Source organism: Caecibacteroides pullorum (assembly GCF_019239235.1).
Classification (GTDB): domain Bacteria; phylum Bacteroidota; class Bacteroidia; order Bacteroidales; family Bacteroidaceae; genus Bacteroides; species Bacteroides pullorum.
Window position 1 is genome coordinate 219,265 of the sequence record NZ_JAAZTS010000001.1, and the last position, 23,080, is coordinate 242,344.

Here is a 23,080-nt window from a genome sequence, read left to right on the forward strand (position 1 = left end):
AGGTCGTTCCCAGTACTGGAAACGCCTGTTACCAAGGGTTGGAAACGGCTGTTCCCCGTGTAGGAAACGAGCGTTTCCAGTATATGGAAACGAGTGTTTCCTCCGATGGTAACTGGTGTTTCCTTGTAAGGTAACGGGCTTTACGGGCTGTGACTGGTGGAGGAGGACAGGATTTATTTCAGCATATCCCGCAGGCGGGAGACGGCTTTCTGCAGCTGGGCATCTACGGTCTTGACACTGATGCCCAGTTCTTCGGCCACTTGGGCATAGCTCTGCTTCTCTTCGCGGATGCGGATGAAGACTTCTCGGCAGCGTTCGGGCAGGCGGTCCAGCGCCTTGACGTAGCGAGCAAATAGCTCTTCGCTGATAAGGTTTTCCTCGGGCGAAGGGTCGGAAGCGTCGCTTTCGGTCAGGTCGGCGGAAAGGGAATCGTTTTGACGCGTTTCTTTTTCCAGGTAGTTGAGCGAGGCGTTGCGGGTAAGGATAAAGCAATAGTCCTCGATGTTCTGCACGGCGGCTAGCGTGTCGCGCTGCTTCCAGAGGGTGAGGAACACGTCGAGCACTACCTCCTGCGCCCATTCCTCGTGCTTCAGGTAGTAGTAGGCGATGCGGAACAGGCGGTCGTAGGTCAGGTCATAGAAGCCCTTGAAAGCCCTTTCGGAGCTTTCTTCCTTCATTTGTCGCAGGTATCTTCGGACTTCTTGTTCGGTCATGCCACGTAGTTTTTTTCATGTATATGTGGCTGCAAAGATAGATTTTGATGGCGAAACGAGCAATTCCTTCTTTTTTTTCAACCTTCTTTAACGCTGTACTCTTCTATCGTGTCATTCTTTACGTGTCAGCTTCGCATAGAAGATAAGCGCAATGGCCGAAATGGCTCCGATACCAGTGAACCAGTACCAGATGTAGTGTGCGTTGGCCGAAGCGGCTTCCCATTCAGCCGTACTGGAGAATAGAGCGGGGTCGGGGCAGTAGGCTGTGAGCAATATGCCCGACAGACCGAATCCAAGGATAGAAGCCAGAAAGGAATGCAGATGGCTGAAGCCCAGATACAATCCTTCCTCTCCTTTGGGTGCCTGTAGGGAGAAGAATTCCATGTAGCGTGGTGAGATGAAACATTCGGCTAAAGCCTGTACGGCAATACCGGCAATCATCATGACGGTGATGGGGTGCATGCCCAAAATATCACCGTTGAACAGGTTGCCTGCGGCCATAATCAGTGCCGAGAGGGGAATGAGGAACATGCCGACGGTCATGGAAGTCAATGCTTTTCGGCGGGCCATCAGTCGGGTGACGAGGTTCACCAGCAGCACCACGACAAACGGATTGACGTTGGCAATCCAACCCGGACGGGCCGTTTCGCCAGCCATGCGGATTACGTATTTGGGCATTGTGGCATACATCTGGTGCTGAATCATCCAAAAACCGGTGACAATCAGAATCAGGAGCAGTAAGCGTCCGTTGGTGAATACTTTACCCAAACCTTTGAATACTTCAGCCATGCTTTTCCCTTGTCCGCTGGTATTGGTCGAATGGAAGAACAGGAAGATCGTGATGAGCGCTACAAAACACAGTGTGGCCGATAGAAAGTTGATATAGATATAGGCTTCGTCACCCACCACCGAGCGGAGCGGGTCGACGAAACATTTGCCTGTAAAGGCACCGATGTTGACCATCATGTAGAAGATGGAGTATCCGCGGGCTCGGGTTTCTGATGTCGTCTCACGGGCTACCGAGGCCGAAATGATGGATTTGATGAACGAGCCGCCGATAACGAGGATTATCATGATAGGTACAATGAGCATACGCAGGTTGCTGTGCTCAATACCTGTGAATTGTGTCTTTTCACCATATACGACCAACCCCGACGATTCGAGCATCAGGGGAAGCATGCCCAGACCCAGATAACCGATGGTCAGCAATGTGAAAGCGATCAGGATAGCTTTCCGATAACCTATCTTGTCGGCAAAGGCGCCGGTAAACATCGGCAGGAAGTAGAGCCCGCCCGAAAATAATCCTGAAATCAGGCTGGCTTCCAAATCGTTGAAACCAAGTGTGTTCGACAGGTAGAGGGTGATCACGATAAAGATGGCATAATAGGCCATACGTTCAAACAGTTCGGAAGCATTGGCTGTCCAGAACGCGCGAGAGAATTTTGTCATCTGAATAAAAGTCTTTGTTAATGGTTTGTTAGTGGAAGTGTTTCCTTTTTTCGGACTCAAAGATAGAACAAATCTGGAGAATGACAAAATTACCTTCAAGTCTCTCTTTGCATTTCCTAAGTCCGTAGTTACGTCCGTCAAGTTCATGTTTAGTGAGCTAAAGTAGGTGTTTAGGAATGCAATATAGGTGGTGAGTAATGGATTGTCCAAATCTGCTTCCAATCCTTCATTGGTAGTGTAATCTGTTGCAAGAAAGAGATGTAGGTTGAAAGATAAAGTTTCACGGCAGTGTTCATTGTCTTCGGCTTTAAAGCTGCTACATCATTATGTCATTTTAACATGTCGATATTGTTTTATTGGCTATTTTTGTTTTGTTAAATAGATTTGTTACGGCTGAAAGTTTGTATAAGTTTGAATAGACTGTTTTTATATAGAATAAAACCATGAATAGAAATTTATTAATGACTACTGTTATGCTGAGTGTATGTTTCTGTTCTTGTACCCAGAAACAATCCGGTGTTTTCGGCGTCGATTATGAACTGGAGCCGATGCCGTCGGTTCATGCCCCTTTACCCGAAAATTCGGTACCGATGGGGGATGGGGACACATTTGAAGAAGTGAAGTTGGATCTGCCCATCGCTTCGGGACCGTATGAACCGACTTGGAATTCGATAGAGGCCAATTATCCGGGTACTCCAGCTTGGTTGCGTGATTCGAAGTTTGGTATTTGGGTGCACTTTGGACCGCAGGCAGCTGGCGAGAGTGGCGACTGGTATGCCCGCAAACTTTATGTGGAAGGGACCTCTGCATATGAAAACCATTTGAAGAAGTATGGTCATCCGTCGGAGGTTGGTTATAAGGAAGTGTTGCGCGACTGGAATCCTGCGAAATTCAGTCCAAAAGCTTTGGTGGATATCTATAAGGACGCCGGAGCACGTTTCTTGATTATACAAGGAGTACATCATGATCAGTTCGATATGTGGGACTCTAAATATCAGGCATGGAATTCGACCCGTCTCGGTCCTAAACGCGATTTCCTCGGTGAATGGGAAAAAGCTTCGCGGGAAGCCGGTATCCGTTTCGGTATTACGTTCCATCATGAGTATTCCTGGTGGTGGTGGCAAACGGCTTTTCAGAGTGACACCCAAGGCGATAAGGCCGGTATTCCTTACGATGGAAATCTGACACTGGAAGACGGAAAAGGTAAATGGTGGGAAGGGCTCGACCCACGATATCTGTATGGCGTCAATCTGAGGGAATATGAGTCGGTGGCCGAGGCAGCCAATACATTGTGGTCTCCTCCGAAGCCGGGTATCTTCAGCGGCCATCTGGAATTTGCCAAGTGGTATGCCAAGTGGTGGGCCTTGCGTATGATGGATGCGGTGGACAAGTATCAGCCGGACTTTATCTATACCGACGGTACCGACCAGCAGCCTTTCAGTGGTTCGGGTACGGGTACCGGATACAAGTGCGATGCCATGCAGCGTGTGATAGCCGATTTCTACAATCGGACATTGGCTGACAGAGGAGAAGTGGATGTATTCAGCATCGTCAAGTTCAGAAAGACGACCAACGGTACGGTCAACACCTGTGTGCGATTGGTTCTACGGGCCGAACTTTGTATATAGCTCGGACGCTGTCATACGCTATCTGCTTGAAATTGTGGCCCGTGATGGTTCGTTCGGATTGAGTATTCCGTTACGTCCCGACGGTTCGATGGATGAGGCCTGCCATGAAATGCTTCATGAAGTGGGTGAATGGATGCGCGTTAATGGAGACGGTATTTATGGCAGTTCGGCATGGAAAGTGTTGGGCGAGGGCAAAGATGGTAAACTGAATACTTTACCAGGAGGTCGTATAGGCCAATGGCAGGCTGACCACGTGTTTTACAATACCGATTTCCGTTTTACAGTGGGTAAAGACGGTACACTTTATGCTTGGTGTATGACGGTTCCCAAGGCGGGCGACAAGCTGACGATTGTATCGTTAGGCACGAACAAAGGGTTGTTCGATAAAAAGATTCGTTCTGTGGAGCTGATGGGGACGGAGCAGTCGGTAGACTGGAAACAGAATGCAGATGGATTGGAGATTGTCTATCCCGACTCCGTTGATTTAAAGACTGCAGTAGGATTCCGAATTGTTTGCGAATGATCATTCTTTTCGGAGTAAAAGATTGATGAGCTTTGAGGCACGGATTATACAGATATTACAGAAAGAGAACTTCTGTGAAATCTTGCATACTTCGTGCCCTAATATTATTAAGAAATCTGAAAAAAGAAATGATTTCTTTGTTTATTTGGAATATTGTTTGTTGTTTTGCGAATAACAAATAGAAAAGGTAAACGATGAACAAGAAATATTCGGAAGAACAGGAAAGAATGGCCCGCTTTGCCAAAGCCATGGGACATCCGGCCCGGATGACCATATTACAATTCCTGCTGGCACAGGAGTCCTGTTATTTTGGCGATATCCATGAAGAGTTACCCATAGCCAAGGCTACAGTCTCTCAGCACTTGAAGGAACTGAAGGATGCCGGATTGATTCAGGGAGAAATAGAGGCGCCAAAGGTGAGATATTGTATCAATAAAGAAAATTGGGAACTGGCTCGGAGAATGTTTGCTGACTTCTTTGGTCAGGCTGTTTGTAAAAAAGGGAGCTGCTGCGGGTAAGCTCTTTTTTTACCTTGAATGTTCGTAGTTTGACGAAATACTAATAACTGAAATAATAAAGATGAAAAAGATTTGTTTTTTGTGTTTGTGTTTGGGCTTGTTGCTGGCAGCTTGTGGAGGCAATACCAGGAAAGAGAGTTCTGTTGCTGATGCGCAGGAGGAAGTAGCAGTGAGCGACGGAGTGGAAGTGCTCTATTTTCACGGCAAGCAGCGTTGTGCTACTTGTATAGCCATCGAGAAAGGCACGCAAGAAGTGATGGAGAAAGATTTGGCCGATGCCGTCCGGAAAGGAGAAGTGAAGTTTCGCACGATAGACATCAGTCGTGAAGAGAACGAAGCCGTAGCCGAGAAATATGAAGTGACGTGGTCGTCGCTGTTTGTCGTGAAACACAAAGACGGGGTGGAGACCGTAGAGAACCTGACGGAATTTGCTTTCGGCAATGCCCGCAAGTCGCCGGAAGTATTCAAGGCCGGAGTGGTGAAGACCGTTCGTGAAATGCTGGAATAAACAACGGTAGCTATGGATGGATTGCAGACATTACTGGACAACAGTTCCACACCCGTACTGACGGCTTTTCTCCTCGGATTGCTGACGGCCCTTTCGCCTTGCCCACTGGCTACCAATATTGCAGCCATCGGGTTTATCGGAAAGGAGATGGAGGACAGAAAACGTGTTTTTCGAAACGGCCTGCTTTATACCTTGGGGCGTATCCTTGCCTATACCCTGCTCGGATTTGTATTGATCCTGATATTGAAGGAAGGTTCGAGTATGTTTGGCATACAGAAAACTATCGGTACGTGGGGCGAACGGGTATTGGGGCCTGCTTTATTTGTTATCGGCCTCTTTATGCTTTTCGGTGACAGGCTGAACCTTCCCCAATTCGGGTTCAAGGGAAACGCCGAGGGGCTTGCAAGGAAAGGAGGGTGGGGAGCTCTGCTGATAGGCATACTTTTTGCGTTGGCTTTCTGCCCCACGAGCGGTGTGTTCTATTTCGGTATGCTGATACCTCTGTCGGCTACCACTACAGCCGGTTATCTGCTGCCTGCCGTGTTCGCCATAGCCACGGCCCTGCCGGTACTTGTAGTGGCCTGGATACTGGCATTCAGTGTACAACAGATAGGCTGTTTCTATGGCAGGATGCGCACAGTACAGCGATGGATGAACCTGTTTGTCGGGGTGCTGTTTATCGCCATAGGCATTTATTATAGTTGGATGATGTATATGTAACACATTTAAAATATTACAGATATGGAAATTAAAGTATTAGGCCCAGGTTGTGCCAAATGTAAGACAACCTACAATGTTATTGAGAAAGTAATCAAGGAGAACAATCTGGATGTGAAGCTGACCAAGGTGGACGACATCATGGAAATGATGAACTATAACATCATGACTACTCCTGCCGTAGTGGTGGACGAAGTGGTGAAGATGAAAGGGAAGGTTCCTACCGAAAACGACGTAAAGCAGCTGTTGGGCATCTGATACACGAAGCTATTTGATGATAGGCGGCAGAAACGACCGTGTGAAGGCTCCTGCCGCCTTTATGGTAGTATGTTTGTTCGTATTTAAACGAATTAATCTAAAAAAGAATGATACAAGATTTTGCAGATTGGCTTGTTTACGGACTGTTCGGCCTGAGTGCCGACACATCGTTGGGAGTGGCCGTAAACTTTTTCTTTTACGACACCATCAAGATTCTTATCCTATTGTTTTTCATTAGTGTGCTGATGGGGATTGTCAATGCCTATTTCCCAATAGAGCGGTTACGTACCTATCTGGCTACCCATAAGATGTATGGCCTGCAGTACCTGTTGGCTTCTGTCTTCGGAGCCATCACTCCGTTCTGTTCGTGTTCTTCCATCCCGTTGTTCATCGGTTTTGTGAAGGGAGGCATTCCGTTGGGAGTGACCTTTGCTTTTCTGATTACGTCGCCGCTGGTCAACGAAGTGGCTGTTGCCATGTTCCTCGGTTCTTTCGGATTGAAAGTGACGGTGGTTTATGTCGTTAGCGGCATCCTGCTGGGAGTGATTGGAGGCATTGTGCTTGGACGGATGCGTCTTGCACCTTATCTCAGTGATTGGGTGAAGCAGATTCAGGCCCAGTCGTCTGTCCAGACAGAAGCATGGGAGAAAGACCATATTCCTTTTGTCAAACGGCTTCCCGCCATCATCCGCGACGCCTGGCGGATAGTCAGCGGTGTGCTTGTCTATATTCTGATAGGTATCGGTATCGGTGCCTTCATGCACGGCTTTGTGCCCGAAGGCTTCTTTGAACAGTACATGTCGAAAGACAACTGGTTTGCCGTGCCCCTTTCAGTTCTTCTTGCCGTGCCTATGTATGCCAATGCGGCCGGTATTGTGCCTGTCATCGAGGTATTTGTGGCCAAAGGTATTCCTTTGGGTACCGCCATCGCTTTCATGATGGCCGTGGTGGGGTTGTCCTTGCCCGAAGCTACCCTGCTCAAGAAAGTGATGACTTGGCGGCTGATAGGTATCTTCTTCGGTACCGTGGCCTTCTTTATTATTTTGTCCGGCTATCTGTTCAATTTCATTTTGTAATTCCTTGACTTTTTATTTGGACCATTTGTTTGAGCTGGATAAAGCATTGTTTTAGACAGGACAAAGCATTGCTTTATTCAGCTTAAAGCAATGCTTTGTTGCTAGCTGTTAATATGGCGCTTACTCTTCCACAAACATCAGGTCACTGATAATGCCGTCGGATACAAAGATTCCTTCGCGGGTGAGCTGCAGATGGTTGTCCTGCTGCTCTAGCTTGTTGCTCTTCAGGTAAGGGACGGCCATGGAGGTGCAATAGTCGGAAAGCTCCTGGCCGAAACGTTTTTTGAGTGTCGGCAGGTCAATGCCACGACGGGTACGCAGGGAGGTCATGATGTATTCGTTGTAGCGGGTCGTCAGGCTAAGTTCCTCTTTTTCATAGAGCCTGTTTTTTTCTTCAATTGCGGAAATATATTTCTCCAGTGAGGGAATATTCCATTCCCTACTGTGCATGTCGAACGAATGGGCAGACGGACCACAGCCCAGGTAAGGGATACCTTGCCAGTAGGATGTATTATGGCGTGAGTGAAAGCCGGGCTTGCAGAAATTGGAAATCTCGTAGTGTTCGTACCCTGCGGCCGAGAGGGTATCCATCAGCGTGGTGAAGAAACGTACGCTGCTATCTTCGTCTACCTCGTTGACCCGATGGGCTTGGAGCATCTGGTGGAGGGGGGTACCCTCTTCGTACGTTAGGTGGTAGGCTGAGATATGCTCTACGTCGAGGGCGATGGCCTGATGGAGGTCGCACTTCCAACGCTCGTCCGTCTCGCCAGGCAGGCCGTAGATAAGGTCGATGCTGATGTTGTGGAAACCATGCCGACGGCAGCGGTCGACGGCCTCAATGGCTTGGAGTGCGTTGTGCCGTCGGTTCAGCAGGCGGAGGGTGGCGTCGTCGAAGGTCTGGATGCCCATACTGATGCGGTTGAAAGGCAGACGGCGGAGCATGGCCACGTAGTCCTCGGTCAGGTCGTCAGGGTTGGCTTCGAGGGTAATTTCTTCACAGGCGTTGAGATCGTAGAGGGCGGACAGGGCATCGAAGACTTGGCGGAAATCTTCTTCTTCGAGTTGCGAGGGTGTGCCGCCGCCAAAATAGATGGTACGGACAGCTTCGTTTTTCAGGTAGTCGCGACGCATGGTGAGTTCCTCGCACAAGGCATTGATGTAGCGCCGTTTCAGGTCGCTGCGCGTGGTAGAGTAGAAGTCACAATAGATGCATCGTGTCTTACAAAAAGGGATGTGTATATAGATGCCTGCCATGGATGTTTTCTTTTTTAATGTTGCAAAAGTAAGAAACTGTTTTGGCATTTCTTCTTTGTCTAGCTGAAATATTGGGGGTAATTAGATGGAAGTTCTGCTTTTTTGTGAGGAATTTGTCTTTTTTGAGGGGATATGTTTGTATGTAAACTTTTAAATGTGTATTTTTGACACTTAATAAGTCGTATGACAAAGATTGTATGGAAGATACATGAAGAAAACTGCTATGCAGTAGCTCTGATAACCTTATGAATTAAACATAAAGAAAGAACCATGAAAAAGAAACTGAAAACGACTTTAGCCTTGTTGGTTATGGCAATGGCTTCGATGGCACAAAATGTAGAGATGACCGGTCCTGACGGACGATTGCGGTTGAAGGTGGTTAACGAAGGAGAGACAGGTGTGTCCTATTCGGTAACTTACGATGGCAAGCAGATGGTCGACGCTTCCCCCTTGGGCATGAAGACGAATGTCGGTGACTTCTCAAGTGGCTTGAAGCTGGTGAAACACGAAACGGCGCAGATAGATACGACTTATCAACTGACACGTATCAAGACTTCGCAGGTACATTATCAGGCCAATGAATTGGTATGTCATCTGTCAAACGCGCAAGGACAGTCTCTGTCGGTTACTTTCCGTATCAGTTGCAATGATATTGCTTTTCGTTATACTTTGCCCCGACAGGGCGAGACGGGTAGTGTGCGGGTGATGGAAGAATCGACAGGTTTTCACTTCCCCCAGCAGACTACAACTTTCCTTTGTCCGCAGAGCGATGCCATGATTGGTTGGAAACGGACCAAACCCAGTTATGAAGAAGAATACAAGGCAGACGCTCCAATGAATGAGCGTTCGCAGTATGGACATGGCTATACATTCCCCTGCCTTTTCCGCGTGGGCGACGATGGCTGGGTACTGGTCAGTGAGACGGGAGTGGACAGCCGTTATTGCGGCTCGCACTTGAGCGATGCCAACAACGGTCTTTATCGGATAGCTTTCCCCATGCCCGAAGAGAACAACGGCAACGGAACGGTAGAACCGGCTTTTTCCCTGCCAGGCAGTACGCCCTGGCGGACACTGACGGTAGGCGCTACGTTGAAACCCATTGTGGAGACAACTGTAGCTTGGGATGTTGTGACACCGCGTTATGAAACGAAACATGACTATCGCTTCGGTCGTAGTACATGGAGTTGGATTTTGTGGCAGGACAATAGTATCAACTATGACGATCAGGTACGTTTCATTGATTTGGCTGCTGAAATGGGCTATGAATATGTATTGATTGACGCCTGGTGGGACAAAAATATTGGCTACGAGCGTATGGAACAGCTCATTGCCTATGCACAAAGCAAAAAAGTAGATGTTTTCCTGTGGTATAGTTCCAGTGGCTATTGGAACGACATTACTCAGAGCCCGACAAACAAGATGGATAATGCGATCATTCGCAAGCAAGAGATGCGCTGGATGCAGAAGTTGGGCGTGAAGGGTATCAAGGTTGATTTCTGGGGAGGCGATAAGCAGGAAACGATGCGTCTTTACGAAGATGTGTTGAGCGATGCCGATGACCATGGTCTGATGGTTATCTTCCACGGCTGTACCCTGCCACGTGGTTGGGAGCGGATGTATCCCAACTATGTAGGTAGTGAGGCTGTTCTGGCTTCTGAAAACTTGATCTTCCAACAACATTTCTGTGATAACGAGGCGTTCAATGCCTGTCTGCATCCGTTCATCCGCAATACGGTGGGATGCATGGAGTTTGGAGGAACTTTCCTGAATAAGCGTTTGAACAGAGGAAATGATGGTGGCAGTATCCGAAAGACATCGGATGTCTTCCAATTGGCTACGGCAGTACTTTTCCAAAATCCCATTCAGAATTTTGCGTTGGCTCCCAACAATCTGACGGATGCTCCTCAGATTTGTCTGGACTTCATGAAACAGATACCTACTACGTGGGATGAAACTCGTTTTATAGAAGGTTATCCAGGTAAGTATATCGTATTGGCACGACGTCATGGCGATAAGTGGTATTTGGCTGCTATCAACGCAATGGAAGAACCTTTGAAGTTGAAATTCTCGTTTCCTGAACTGAGTGGTTCTACGGTATCTGCCTATACGGACGATAAAAAGATGCAACCACAATTGAAAACACAAAAGATAAAGGAAAAAGGAGAATTTCAGTTGACCGTACAGCCTTTGGGGGGAGCTGTGTGGGTAAAATGAGAGCCTAACTAACTTTTGACACACAAACATATTATATATAGGTATCATGAAAACACTTTTGAAATTGGGGATTACGGTCGGCTTGCTGTTGGCTGCCGTTTTCCCCATACAGGCCGGAATCAACAAGGTGGCAAACGAACCTGATTCTGTTTATTTGTTCTCATATGCGCGTGTCGATGGACAGAGTGGATTAAGATTTGCCTGGAGTCCTGATGGAAGGCGCTGGCTTTCTGTGGCAGACGGTTACGACTATGTAAAATGTGATTTTGGCCCTTGGGGAAGTGAAAAGAAAATGTTCTTTCCTCACTTGATGCAGAATACTTCCGATGGTTTATGGCATTGTATTTGGACGGCCACTCGTAGTGGGAAGGTCTTAGCCCATGCTGATTCGCCTGATTTGCTGAAGTGGGGGGCGCAAAGTTATTTTACGGAAGAAGAACTGAGTAAGTATGAATTGAAATCAGCTTATCCCACTGAGGAAACAAGTGTCCTTTTGGATGGGCAACAGGAAAGTGGTTGGATACAGCGAGTTTCTTATAAAACGATAGAGCAGTTGATTCGTTATGCTGATCATAAAAAATATCGCCAGCGATTGTATGACGAACGTACAGAAGAGGATCCTATACGTTTTGCAGGATTGAAACCGTTGAAGGCGACCATTCAGGTGGATGTTTCTCAAGGAAAAAGTATCAGTGACCACCTGATAGGCATCTTTTTTGAGGATATCAACTATGCGGCCGATGGTGGGCTGTATGCCGAATTGGTGCAGAACCGTGATTTTGAATATTCATCGAAAGACGGTTCGCGTCAAGGTTGGGACAGCAACTATGCTTGGAGTGTGAAAGGTGGGCAAGGCACTTTAACGATTGCAACCGAACGTCCGATTCATGAAAACAATCCCCATTATGCCGTACTGGATGTACGGCAGGTAGGGGCGGCCTTGCAGAACGATGGTTATGATGGAATAACGTTGAAGAAAGGTGAAAAGTATGATTTCGCCTGTTTTGCTCGCATTGCCAGTGAAAGTAAAGGAGGAAAAGTCATAATCAGTCTGCTCGATCAGGAAGGAAACGAAGTGGCAAAGGCATCGGTAAAGGTTTCTTCAAAAGATTGGAAGCAACTCAAAGCAGTGCTGACCGCACAGGAAGACGTACAGGCTGCCAAACTTTCTCTCCAACCGGCAGGAACCGGCACATATCATTTCGACTTGGTTTCACTCTTTCCGCAGAACACATTTAAAGGTCGTAAGAATGGATTACGTGCTGATTTGGCTCAGGCGTTGGCCGATCTTCATCCTCGTTTTGTCCGTTTTCCGGGCGGATGTGTAGCTCATGGCGACGGCGTAGACAATATTTACGACTGGAAAGGTTCCATTGGCCCTTTGGAGGCCCGAAAACCTTTGCGCAACTTGTGGGGGTATCATCAGACACGAGGTTTGGGTTACTTTGAGTATTTCCAGTTCTGTGAGGATATAGGTGCGGAGCCTGTACCAGTATTGGCGGCGGGTGTACCATGTCAGAATTCCGGTACGTGCAGTCATCATTCCAAGGATGAAATAGGTTGCAAAGGACAGCAGGGAGGAATTCCGATGGAAGAAATGCCTGCTTATATCCAAGATGTGCTCGACTTGATAGAATACGCCAACGGGGATGCCCGTAAGACAGAGTGGGGTAGGAAACGTGCAGAAGCTGGACATCCCAAATCTTTCAACTTAAAATACATTGGCATCGGTAATGAGGATCTGATCACCGAGGTATTCGAAGAACGTTTTACGATGATTTATAAAGCCGTTCGCGAAAAATATCCTGAGGTGACGGTCATTGGTACGGTTGGACCTTTCTATGAAGGAACCGATTATGACGAAGGATGGAAACTGGCTACACGCTTGGATGTACCGATGGTGGACGAGCATTATTATGTGGCTCCGGGTTGGTTTATCCACAATCAGGACTATTACGACCGTTATGACCGCAACAAGTCGAAGGTTTATTTGGGCGAATATGCGGCTCACTTACCGGGGCGTCCCAGTAATCTGGAAACGGCTCTTGCTGAAGCGTTATATCTGACGGCAGTGGAACGTAATGCCGATGTGGTGGCCATGACTTCTTACGCACCGTTATTAGCTAAGGAAGGGTATACTCAGTGGCGTCCTGACTTGATTTATTTCAATAATAAGGAAGTGAAACCGACGGTCGACTATTACACGCAGCAAATGTATGGTCAGAATGCTGGCAATGAATATTTTGCTTCTACGATTACGTTGGATAATGGATTGGATGCGGTAAAGAAACGGGTTGGTGTGTCGGTCGTAAAGGACCCGATGACTGGTGACTACATTGTAAAGCTGGTGAATATGCTGCCGGTTGAAGTTTCTTCCAAGATAGAATTGGAAGGTGTCACGCTTGTGAATCCTACGGCACAGAAGATTGTTTTGGCTGGAAATCCGAAAGATGAAGATGTAACTCCGATAACAGAGGATTTTGAAGTGCAGGAACATGGTTTTGATTATACACTACCTTCTTATTCTTTTACTGTAATCCGTATCGGACAAAAAATGGATAAATGAGATAATTTTTTATATTTGTACGACTGATTAATAGTTAACCATGAAAAGAACATGTTTATTGGCTGTAGCTGTCCTACTAGTGGGCAGTCTGGCCGCACAGAAAGAAACTTTACATTCCGGCTATCCCATTGATCCGGTTCCCTTTACTTCGGTTAAAGTGACCGATAGCTTCTGGGGACAGCGCCTCAAAGCCAGTCGCGAAGTGACTATTCCGCTGGCTTTCAGTAAATGTGAGGAAACAGGACGTTATGAGAATTTTGTAAGAGCGGCCCATCCCAGTGATGAATATAAAGTAGAAGGTTTCTCGTTTGATGATACGGATGTTTATAAGACGATTGAAGGTGCTAGCTACCTCTTGCAAACCTATCCGGACAAGAAACTGGAGAAATATATTGACAGTGTTCTACAGATTGTAGCTGCTGCTCAGGAGCCCGACGGGTATCTATATACTGCCCGTACCATGAATCCGAAACATCCCCATGACTGGGCTGGCCCGGAACGTTGGACAAAGGTAGAGGAACTCAGCCATGAGTTCTATAACTTGGGACATATGGTGGAAGGTGCTGTAGCTCATTATCAGGCTACCGGCAAACGTAATTTCTTGGATATTGCCATTAAGTATGCCGACTGTGTCTGTAAGGCTATTGGCAACGGGCCGGATCAGAAGAAATTAGTCCCGGGGCATCAGATAGCCGAAATGGCCTTAGTACGCTTTTACCTTGTGACTGGCGACCGTAAATATCTTGACCAAGCAAAGTTTTTCTTGGATGCACGTGGCTATACGAGTCGTAAGGATGCCTATAGCCAGGCTCATAAGCCTGTATTGGAACAGGATGAGGCTGTAGGTCATGCAGTACGTGCTACTTACATGTATGCAGGCATGGCGGATGTAGCTGCCATTATAGGCGATTCCTCTTACATTAAAGCTGTGGATAAGATTTGGGAAAACATTGTTAATAAGAAAATTTACATTACAGGAGGAATTGGTTCACGTCATGCCGGTGAAGCCTTTGGTGATAATTATGAACTCCCAAATCTTTCGGCCTATAATGAAACATGTGCAGCCATTGGTAATGTGTATGTCAATTACCGCCTGTTTTTATTACACGGTGATGCCAAATATTTCGATGTATTGGAGCGTACATTATACAATGGTTTAATTTCTGGGGTCTCTTTGGATGGCGGTTCGTTCTTCTATCCTAATCCGTTGGCTTCGGCAGGTGGTTATAGCCGTAAACCTTGGTTTGGATGCGCTTGCTGCCCTAGTAATATCAGTCGTTTCATACCATCCTTACCTGGATATGTCTATGCCGTAAAGGATGATCACGTGTACGTTAATCTTTATATGGGCAATCGTGGTGAATTGAAGGTTAATAACAAGAAGATTGTGCTTGAGCAGGAAACATCTTATCCTTGGAACGGTGATATCCGTATCCGGGTGGTGAAGGGAACGCTACCGTTTACGATGAATCTTCGTATACCGGGTTGGGTACGCAATGAAGTGCTTCCGGGAGATTTATATCGTTATGATGACGAACAAAAGCTTGGCTATACGGTAACGGTCAATGGAGAAGCTGTAGAAGGGGAACTTCAGAAAGGCTATTTGCAGATTGAACGCAAATGGAAAAAAGGAGATGTGGTAGAAGTACATTTTGATATGCAACCTCGTGTTGTCAGAGCTAATGAAAAAGTTGCGGCTGATCGTGGACGGGTAGCTGTAGAATGTGGCCCGATTGTGTATTGTGCAGAATGGCCGGACAATGATTTTAATGTGCATAATATCCTGCTAAATCAGCATCCTTCTTTTCAAGTGGTAAACAATCCGGATCTGTTGTATGGTATTTGTGAGATTACCACCGATGCGCAAGCTCTCAGTTATGATGCAGCAGGTAGGTTGGTTGTGAAAGATGTCAAATTGACTCTGATTCCTTATTATGCATGGGCACATCGGGGAGAAGGAGATATGGAAGTATGGCTTCCTATTGAAGTTGGCGCTTCGTCGGCGCAGCCACAGAAGGTGGTAGAACAGGAAGATAATGGATTTTTTAATCATTAAATATATTTATATATGAAGAAAATAACGACAATTTTGGCCTTGTCTCTTGCGATGGGCCTGCAAGCACAACAACATGTGATGACTGTCGATGTTGCAAAGCCGACAGCCAAGATACAGCCTACGATGTATGGCATTTTCTTTGAAGATATCAATTTTGGTGCGGATGGTGGCTTATATGCTGAATTGGTGAAAAATCGTTCGTTTGAGTTTCCTCAACCTTTTGTAGGATGGGTTCCTTTTGGTAATGTGACAATCCAAAGTGAGAATCCCTGCTTTGATCGTAATCCACATTATGTGCGTGTTGTGAATGACGGACGTTTGTTACGTGCGGGTCTCGATAATGAAGGATTTACAGGTATTGGTTTGAAACAAGGAGAAGAATATCGTTTTTCTGTGTATACCCGTACGCTTGATGCTGGTTCCATGAAGCTTTCAATCGAGTTGGTTCGTGCAGACGGTTCCAATCCTTTGAAGAAAGAAATCGAGATAAAAGGTAATGAATGGAAGAAGCAGACGGTTATTTTGAAGTCTCCGTTTACAGATGCCCATGCACGGTTACGCATCGTGTTGCTGACAAAAGGAACGGTGGATATGGATCATATTTCTTTGTTCCCTGTTAAAACATGGAAAGGACGGGAAAACGGATTGCGTGCCGATCTTGCACAAGCCTTGTATGATTTGAATCCCGGTGTTTTCCGTTTCCCAGGAGGTTGTATTATCGAAGGGAACAGCTTGGCTACACGTTATCAGTGGAAAAATTCAGTTGGTCCAGTAGAAAATCGTCCTTTGAATGAAAATCGTTGGAACTATACTTTTAAGCATAAAGCCTTTCCTGACTATTTCCAGAGTTTAGGTTTAGGTTTTTATGAATATTTCTTGTTAAGCGAAGATATCGGTGCAGAACCTTTGCCGGTGATTAGCTGTGGACTTTCATGCCAGTACGAAAGCAATGAGATCGTTCCTTTGGACGAGCTAGATCCTTATGTACAGGACGCTCTCGATCTGATAGAATTTGCCAATGGTGATGTGAATACGACTTGGGGTAAGGTACGTTCAGAAATGGGACATCCCGAACCGTTTAATTTAAAAATGATTGCTGTGGGTAACGAGCAGTGGGATAAAGTGTATGTGGAACGTCTGGAAGTGTTTACCAAGGCTATTCGTGAGAAATATCCGAATATCAAGGTGATCGGATCGTCCGGACCTAGCGCTTCAGGGGATAAGTTTGACTATTTATGGCCTGAAATGAAGCGGGTAGGAGTGGATTTAGTGGATGAACATTATTACATGGAACCCAAATGGTTTTTGGAGAATGCTAAACGCTACGACAGTTACGACCGTAAAGGACCAAAAGTATTTGCCGGTGAATATGCTGCACATGATCACCCGACCGGAAAAGCTAACAACTTGTTTGCAGCTTTGTCTGAGGCTGCTTTCATGACAGGATTAGAACGTAATGCCGATGTCGTACATCTGGCAACCTATGCTCCTTTGTTTGCTCACGTAGATGCTTGGCAATGGAATCCAGATCTGATTTGGTATGATAATTTGCGTATGATGCGTACACCTAATTATTATGTTCAGCAGATGTATGGTATGAATGCCGGAACAGATGTGCTTCGCCTGCAGATGGATGGAGAACCGGTAGCCGGACAGGACAGCTTGTATGCAACGGCTGCCTTAGATGCACCTACAGGAGAAATTATTTTGAAACTGGTGAACGTTGGTGCAAAACCTTCTGATGTGAAGATTGATTTTAATGGATTGAAAAAACGTCAACTTGTATCGGGCAGTTGCATTTACTTGCAAAATGATGATTGGAAAACTGTAAATTCGCTGGAACAGGAAATTTTGGTTCCTCGTGTTCGTCCAGTTCAAGTGAAAGGCCAATCGATGAATATACAACTTCCTGCACGTTCATTTGGGGTATATCGCCTGCAATTGAATTAATTTTGTATCATATTTGAAATATATTTCATCTGATTATATTTTCATTTCTCCTATCTTTGTAGCGGCATGTTGAAAAAGTTACTCTTCATGCCGCTATATTTATAAAACTATTTGTATCATGAAGAAACAACTTATCACAGGGCTGTTTGCTGCTTTGTCTATAGGTGGGAGCGCACAGTCTTTCAAGGAATGGCAAGATCCGGAAGTGAATGCCGTTAATCGTGCTCCCATGCACACTAATTATTTTGCCTATGAGTCGGGCGATGCTGCTACGGTGGGTAAAAAAGAACAGTCTTCTAATTACATGTCCATGAATGGCTCCTGGAAATTTTTCTGGGTGAAGGATGCTGATTCTCGTCCTACTGATTTTTGGAAAGTAGGTTATAACGACTTGGGTTGGGACAATATACAAGTGCCGGCTGTATGGGAATTGAATGGATATGGTGATCCTATCTATGTAAATACAGGTTATGCATGGCGTAATCAGTTCAAAAATAATCCTCCTCAGGTACCAACGGAGAATAATCATGTTGGTTCTTATCGTCGGGAGTTTGTTATTCCGGCTTCGTGGAAAGGAAAAGATATCATTGCTCATTTTGGTTCGGTGACATCGAACATGTATTTGTGGGTAAATGGGAAATATGTAGGTTACAGTGAGGATAGTAAGCTGGAAGCTGAGTTCAATCTGACTTCTTTTTTGAAGCCTGGGCAGAAGAATCTTATTGCTTTTCAGGTGTTCCGTTGGTGTGATGGAACTTATTTAGAAGATCAGGACTTTTTCCGTTTCAGTGGGGTTGGTCGTGATTGTTACTTTTATGCACGCGATAAGAAGCGTATTGAGGATATCCGCGTAACGCCTGATTTGGATGCTGATTATAAGAATGGCTCATTGAACATAGCTTTAACCTTGAAAGGTGTAGGTACTGTTAATCTGGAATTGTTGGATGCGGCTGGTAAGCAAGTGGCTACAGCTATGGCTAAAGGTAATGGTTCTGTAGTGATGAATGTCGAGAATCCGTTCAAGTGGAGTGCAGAATCTCCTTATCTCTATACCTTACGTGCTTCTATGCAGGGCAGTACAGAAGTGATACCTGTTAAGGTTGGTTTCCGTAAAATAGAACAAAAAAACGGACAGATATTAGTGAACGGCAAGGCTGTACTCTTCAAGGGAGCCAACCGTCATGAACTGGATCCGGACGGTGGTTACGTTGTATCTCCCGAACGCATGTTGCAGGATATCCAGATTATGAAGAAGTTTAATATTAATGCTGTACGTACTTGCCACTATCCAGATGCCAATCTGTGGTATGATTTGTGTGATAAGTATGGTATTTATGTTATTGCTGAGGCAAATGTAGAATCCCACGGTATGGGTTATGGTGATGAAACCTTGGCTAAACGTGCCGATTATAAGAAGGCACATCTGGAACGTAACCAGCGTAACGTGCAGCGTGGATTCAATCACCCCAGTATCATATTCTGGTCATTGGGTAATGAGGCTGGTTTTGGACCGAACTTTGAGGCCGCTTACAATTGGGTGAAAGCTGAAGATTCGAGCCGTCCTGTCCAGTATGAGCAAGCTCATGGTAATGAGTTTACAGATGTATATTGTCCTATGTATGCCGATTATAACCATATGGAGAAATACGCTCGCACTAAAGATATCAAGAAACCGCTGATTCAGTGCGAATATGCCCATGCGATGGGTAACTCTCAGGGAGGTTTTAAAGAATATTGGGATTTGATTCGTAAGTATCCAGCTTTGCAGGGCGGTTTTATTTGGGATTTTGTAGATCAGTCTGTACATTGGACCGGTAAAGATGGTGTCAGCATCTATGCGTATGGTGGTGATTTTAATCGTTATGATGCTTCTGACAACAACTTCTGTGATAATGGTCTAATCAGTCCGGATCGTGTTCCCAATCCTCACATGTACGAAGTTGGTTATTTCTATCAGAACATTTGGACTACTCCAGCTAATTTAGCTCAAGGCGAACTGAATGTGTACAATGAAAACTTCTTCCGCGATTTATCTGCTTATTATATGGAATGGACTGTGCTTGCCAATGGCGAAGCTATTCGTAGTGGAAGAGTCGAAAATCTGAATGTAGCTCCCCAGCAAACTGCGAAGGTTAAATTGGATCTGGGGCGTGTTTGTGAATGTAAGGAATGGGTACTCAATGTTTCATATCGTTTGAAGAACCGTGAAGGATTGTTGCCAGCTGGTCACGTGGTAGCAAAAGATCAATTGGTGCTGAATCCATATAAAGCTCCCGATATGAATTTGAAGAATGTAGAAGAAGCTAATGTCGCCGTAGTTGTTCCCCAAGTGAAAGACAACGATTGGAACTACTTGGTTGTAGAGGGCGAGAATTTCAGTCTGGAGTTCAATAAGCATACAGGTTATCTTTCACGATATGAGGTTGCAGGTACGGAGATGATGAAAGAAGGAACACAGCTGACACCCAATTTCTGGCGTGCACCAACCGATAATGATATGGGGGCAGGTCTGCAGCGGAAGTTTGCCGTTTGGAAGGATCCTGGTCTGAACCTTACGTCTTTTGAGTGGAATATGAATGATGGACAGGTTGTTGTAAATGCAGAGTATGAAATGAGAAATGTTTCTGCTAAGTTGAATCTGACCTATGTTATCAATAATAAGGGAGCTGTGAAGGTTACTCAGAAAATGACTGCCGATGCGCAGGCCAAAGTGGCTCCGATGTTCCGTTTCGGTATGCAGTTGCAGATGCCCAAGTCATTTGAAACGATTGAATATTATGGCCGTGGTCCGATAGAAAACTACATAGACCGTAACCATTCTGCTGATTTGGGATTGTATCGTCAGAGCGTGGATGATCAGTTCTATTCCTATATTCGTCCGCAGGAAACTGGTACAAAAACCGACATTCGTTGGTGGAAACAGCTGAATGCAGCTAATTGTGGCTTGAAGATTGTTGCTGAGGCTCCTTTCTCAGCTTCGGCTCTGCACTACACTATTGAGTCTTTGGATGATGGTTGGGATAAAGACCAGCGCCATTCACCTGAAGTGGAGAAGGCTGATTTGACTAATCTGTGTATTGACAAGGTACAGATGGGACTTGGCTGTGTAAACAGTTGGGGAGCGTGGCCTTTGCCACAGTATCAGATACCTTATGGTAATTATGAATTCTCATTCATTCTGACTCCAATATGCCACAGCGTCTCTATGAAATGATGATTTTTTAACTTACTGATAGAACTAAAAAGCCGGATATTTATACTTGATATCCGGCTTTTTTAGTGTGTATGCTGCACAACATAGTTTAGTAACATTCTAAACTTCGTTGTTTTTTCTGTAATTAATTTCTAATTTGCGCCTCACAAAAAATAAGGGCGTGCACATGCATGCTGAGTATTCACATTAAATCTTATATATCATGAAAGTATATCAGACGAATGAAATCAAAAACATTGCTCTTCTTGGCAATGACGGCTCGGGTAAAACCACTCTCACAGAAGCGCTGCTCTATGAGAGTGGTATTATAAAACGTCGCGGAAGAATTACCGCCAAGAATACAGTCAGCGATTACTTTCCGGTGGAGCAGGAATATGGCTATTCTGTGTTTTCCACCGTTTTCCATGTAGAGTGGAATGGCAAGAAATTGAATATTATCGACTGTCCGGGAAGTGACGACTTCGTAGGTGCAGCTATGACGGCGCTCAATGTAACAGATACTGCTGTCTTGTTGTTGAATGGGCAATATGGTCCTGAAGTAGGTACCCAAAATCATTTCCGTTATACTGAAAAATTGGGTAAACCGGTTATCTTCCTGGTGAATCAGCTTGATAATGAGAAGTGCGATTACGATATGATACTTGAGCAGTTGAAGGCGATTTATGGCTCAAAAGTTGTTCCGGTACAATATCCGTTGGCTACAGGTCCAAACTTCAATTCATTGATCGATGTGCTGCTGATGAAGAAATATTCATGGGGACCCGAGGGAGGTGCGCCTACTATTGAAGATATTCCTGCTGAAGAGATGGAAAAAGCAACCGAATGGCATAAGGCTTTGGTTGAGGCTGCTGCTGAACACGATGAAGGGCTGATGGAGAAATTCTTTGAACAAGAGTCATTGACCGAAGACGAAATGCGTGAAGGTATCCGTAAAGGTTTGGCGTGTCGTGGTATGTTCCCGGTATTTTGTGTGTGTGCAGGTAAGGATATGGGTGTTCGTCGTCTGATGGAATTTTTAGGTAATGTTGTGCCTTTTGTTGATGAAATGCCTCCTGTACATAATACACGTGGTGAAGTGGTTAAGCCAGATGCAGATGGTCCTGCTTCTCTTTATTTCTTTAAGACTGCTGTTGAACCGCACATTGGTGATGTGCAGTACTTTAAGGTGATGAGTGGCAAAGTGCACGAAGGTGATGATTTTGCGAATGCCGATCGTGGTTCCAAGGAACGCATTGCTCAGATTTATGCTTGTGCGGGAGCCAACCGTATCAAGGTAGAAGAAATGGTGGCTGGTGATATTGGCTGTACTGTGAAGTTGAAAGATGTTCATACCGGTAATACGTTGAATGGTAAGGGAGCTGAAAACCGCTTCAATTTTATAAAATATCCGAACTCAAAATATTCACGTGCCATCAAACCTGTAAACGAAGCCGATACGGAAAAGATGATGGCCATCTTGAATCGTATGCACGAAGAAGATCCAACGTGGATCATCGATCAGTCAAAAGAATTGCGTCAAACTATTGTTCATGGACAGGGTGAATTCCATTTGCGTACATTGAAATGGCGTTTAGAGAACAACGAAAAACTTCAGATTAAGTTTGAAGAGCCTCGTATTCCTTATCGTGAAACTATTACCAAGGCTGCCCGTGCTGACTACCGCCATAAGAAACAGTCGGGTGGTGCAGGACAGTTTGGTGAGGTTCATCTGATTGTGGAGCCTTATTACGAAGGGATGCCGGCTCCTGATACCTATAAATTCAATGGACAGGAATTTAAAATGAATGTAAAGGGCACGGAAGAAATTCCTTTGGAATGGGGCGGTAAGCTGGTGTTTGTCAACTGTGTGGTTGGTGGAGCCATTGATGCTCGTTTCATGCCTGCTATCTTGAAAGGTGTGATGTCTCGTATGGAACAGGGACCTCTTACCGGTTCGTATGCCCGTGATGTACGTGTTATTGTTTATGACGGTAAGATGCACCCCGTAGATTCTAATGAAATTTCCTTTATGCTTGCCGGACGAAATGCCTTTAGCGAAGCATTTAAGAATGCAGGGCCGAAGATTTTGGAACCTATTTATGATGTAGAAGTTTTTGTTCCTTCTGATAAGATGGGTGATGTGATGAGTGATCTGCAAGGACGTCGTGCTATGATTATGGGTATGAGCAGTGAAGCCGGTTACGAAAAACTGATTGCCAAGGTTCCTTTGAAAGAAATGTCTTCTTATTCGACGGCATTGAGTTCTTTGACGGGAGGCCGTGCATCGTTTATTATGAAATTTGCAAGTTATGAACTTGTTCCGGGTGATGTTCAGGATAAGTTGATTAAGGAATTTGAAGCCAAACAGGCTGAAGAATAACGCAACTTCATTTCATCTGTTTTTTATAATTGTTAAAACCGCCAATCTTTTTAACGAAAGAAAGGCGGTTTTTTATT

16 protein-coding genes are annotated in these 23,080 nt (G+C 45.4%); 13 read left to right on the forward strand and 3 right to left on the reverse strand.

The annotated features are described in order from the left end of the window. Positions 1-173: 173 nt before the first annotated feature. Entirely contained in the window at positions 174-713 is a 540-nt protein-coding gene (locus HF894_RS00860; protein WP_021847972.1) for an RNA polymerase sigma-70 factor, read from the reverse strand. A 111-nt stretch (positions 714-824) separates the two neighbouring features. Then, positions 825-2,162: an MFS transporter gene (locus HF894_RS00865; protein WP_204968691.1), complete on the reverse strand. Its 1,338-nt coding sequence runs from the start codon at positions 2,160-2,162 to the stop codon at positions 825-827. Between the two features lie 443 nt (positions 2,163-2,605). Between HF894_RS00865 and HF894_RS00870 the strand changes: the two genes are divergently transcribed. The 7 genes from HF894_RS00870 (at position 2,606) to HF894_RS00900 (ending at position 7,390) form a co-directional block, all read left to right on the forward strand. After that, positions 2,606-3,790 (forward strand): alpha-L-fucosidase, encoded by a 1,185-nt coding sequence (locus tag HF894_RS00870; RefSeq protein ID WP_204970766.1) that lies wholly within the window; start codon positions 2,606-2,608, stop codon positions 3,788-3,790. Beyond that, a complete protein-coding gene (locus HF894_RS00875; protein WP_204970767.1) occupies positions 3,753-4,313 on the forward strand; it encodes an alpha-L-fucosidase in 561 nt (186 codons plus the stop codon). The genes HF894_RS00870 and HF894_RS00875 overlap by 38 nt, the downstream gene beginning before the upstream one ends. 194 nt (positions 4,314-4,507) lie before the next feature. Beyond that, on the forward strand, positions 4,508-4,831 hold the full coding sequence (locus HF894_RS00880; protein WP_204970768.1) for an ArsR/SmtB family transcription factor: 324 nt from the start codon (positions 4,508-4,510) through the stop codon (positions 4,829-4,831). Positions 4,832-4,892: 61 nt separating this feature from the next. Further along, on the forward strand, positions 4,893-5,339 hold the full coding sequence (locus tag HF894_RS00885; RefSeq protein WP_204968693.1) for a nitrophenyl compound nitroreductase subunit ArsF family protein: 447 nt from the start codon (positions 4,893-4,895) through the stop codon (positions 5,337-5,339). A gap of 12 nt (positions 5,340-5,351) precedes the next feature. Further along, positions 5,352-6,059 (forward strand): aromatic aminobenezylarsenical efflux permease ArsG family transporter, encoded by a 708-nt coding sequence (locus tag HF894_RS00890; protein ID WP_204970769.1) that lies wholly within the window; start codon positions 5,352-5,354, stop codon positions 6,057-6,059. 21 nt (positions 6,060-6,080) lie between these two features. Beyond that, positions 6,081-6,314, forward strand: a complete 234-nt coding sequence (locus tag HF894_RS00895) for a thioredoxin family protein (protein ID WP_204970770.1) — start codon at positions 6,081-6,083, stop codon at positions 6,312-6,314. Positions 6,315-6,421: 107 nt separating this feature from the next. Then, on the forward strand, positions 6,422-7,390 hold the full coding sequence (locus HF894_RS00900; RefSeq protein WP_204970771.1) for a permease: 969 nt from the start codon (positions 6,422-6,424) through the stop codon (positions 7,388-7,390). Positions 7,391-7,510: 120 nt separating this feature from the next. Here HF894_RS00900 and hemW read toward each other — a convergent pair whose 3' ends face one another. Continuing rightward, positions 7,511-8,644: a radical SAM family heme chaperone HemW gene (gene hemW, locus HF894_RS00905; RefSeq protein WP_204970772.1), complete on the reverse strand. Its 1,134-nt coding sequence runs from the start codon at positions 8,642-8,644 to the stop codon at positions 7,511-7,513. A 270-nt stretch (positions 8,645-8,914) separates the two neighbouring features. On the opposite strand from hemW, the gene HF894_RS00910 reads away from it, so the two are divergent. From HF894_RS00910 to HF894_RS00935, 6 genes are all read left to right on the forward strand, one after another. Next, positions 8,915-10,858, forward strand: coding sequence for a glycoside hydrolase family 97 protein (locus HF894_RS00910; RefSeq protein WP_204970773.1), 1,944 nt, complete (start codon positions 8,915-8,917; stop codon positions 10,856-10,858). Positions 10,859-10,904: 46 nt separating this feature from the next. Then, positions 10,905-13,424, forward strand: coding sequence for an alpha-L-arabinofuranosidase C-terminal domain-containing protein (locus HF894_RS00915; RefSeq protein ID WP_204970774.1), 2,520 nt, complete (start codon positions 10,905-10,907; stop codon positions 13,422-13,424). Between the two features lie 40 nt (positions 13,425-13,464). Next, the gene (locus tag HF894_RS00920; RefSeq protein WP_204970775.1) at positions 13,465-15,480 is read left to right on the forward strand and encodes a glycoside hydrolase family 127 protein; all 2,016 of its coding nucleotides are present in this window, start codon (positions 13,465-13,467) and stop codon (positions 15,478-15,480) included. Between the two features lie 12 nt (positions 15,481-15,492). Further along, positions 15,493-17,430, forward strand: coding sequence for an alpha-L-arabinofuranosidase C-terminal domain-containing protein (locus HF894_RS00925; RefSeq protein ID WP_075317584.1), 1,938 nt, complete (start codon positions 15,493-15,495; stop codon positions 17,428-17,430). Positions 17,431-17,548: 118 nt separating this feature from the next. Next, a complete protein-coding gene (locus HF894_RS00930; protein ID WP_204970776.1) occupies positions 17,549-20,644 on the forward strand; it encodes a glycoside hydrolase family 2 TIM barrel-domain containing protein in 3,096 nt (1,031 codons plus the stop codon). A gap of 202 nt (positions 20,645-20,846) precedes the next feature. Then, positions 20,847-23,003 (forward strand): elongation factor G, encoded by a 2,157-nt coding sequence (locus HF894_RS00935; protein ID WP_075317582.1) that lies wholly within the window; start codon positions 20,847-20,849, stop codon positions 23,001-23,003. Positions 23,004-23,080: the final 77 nt, after the last annotated feature.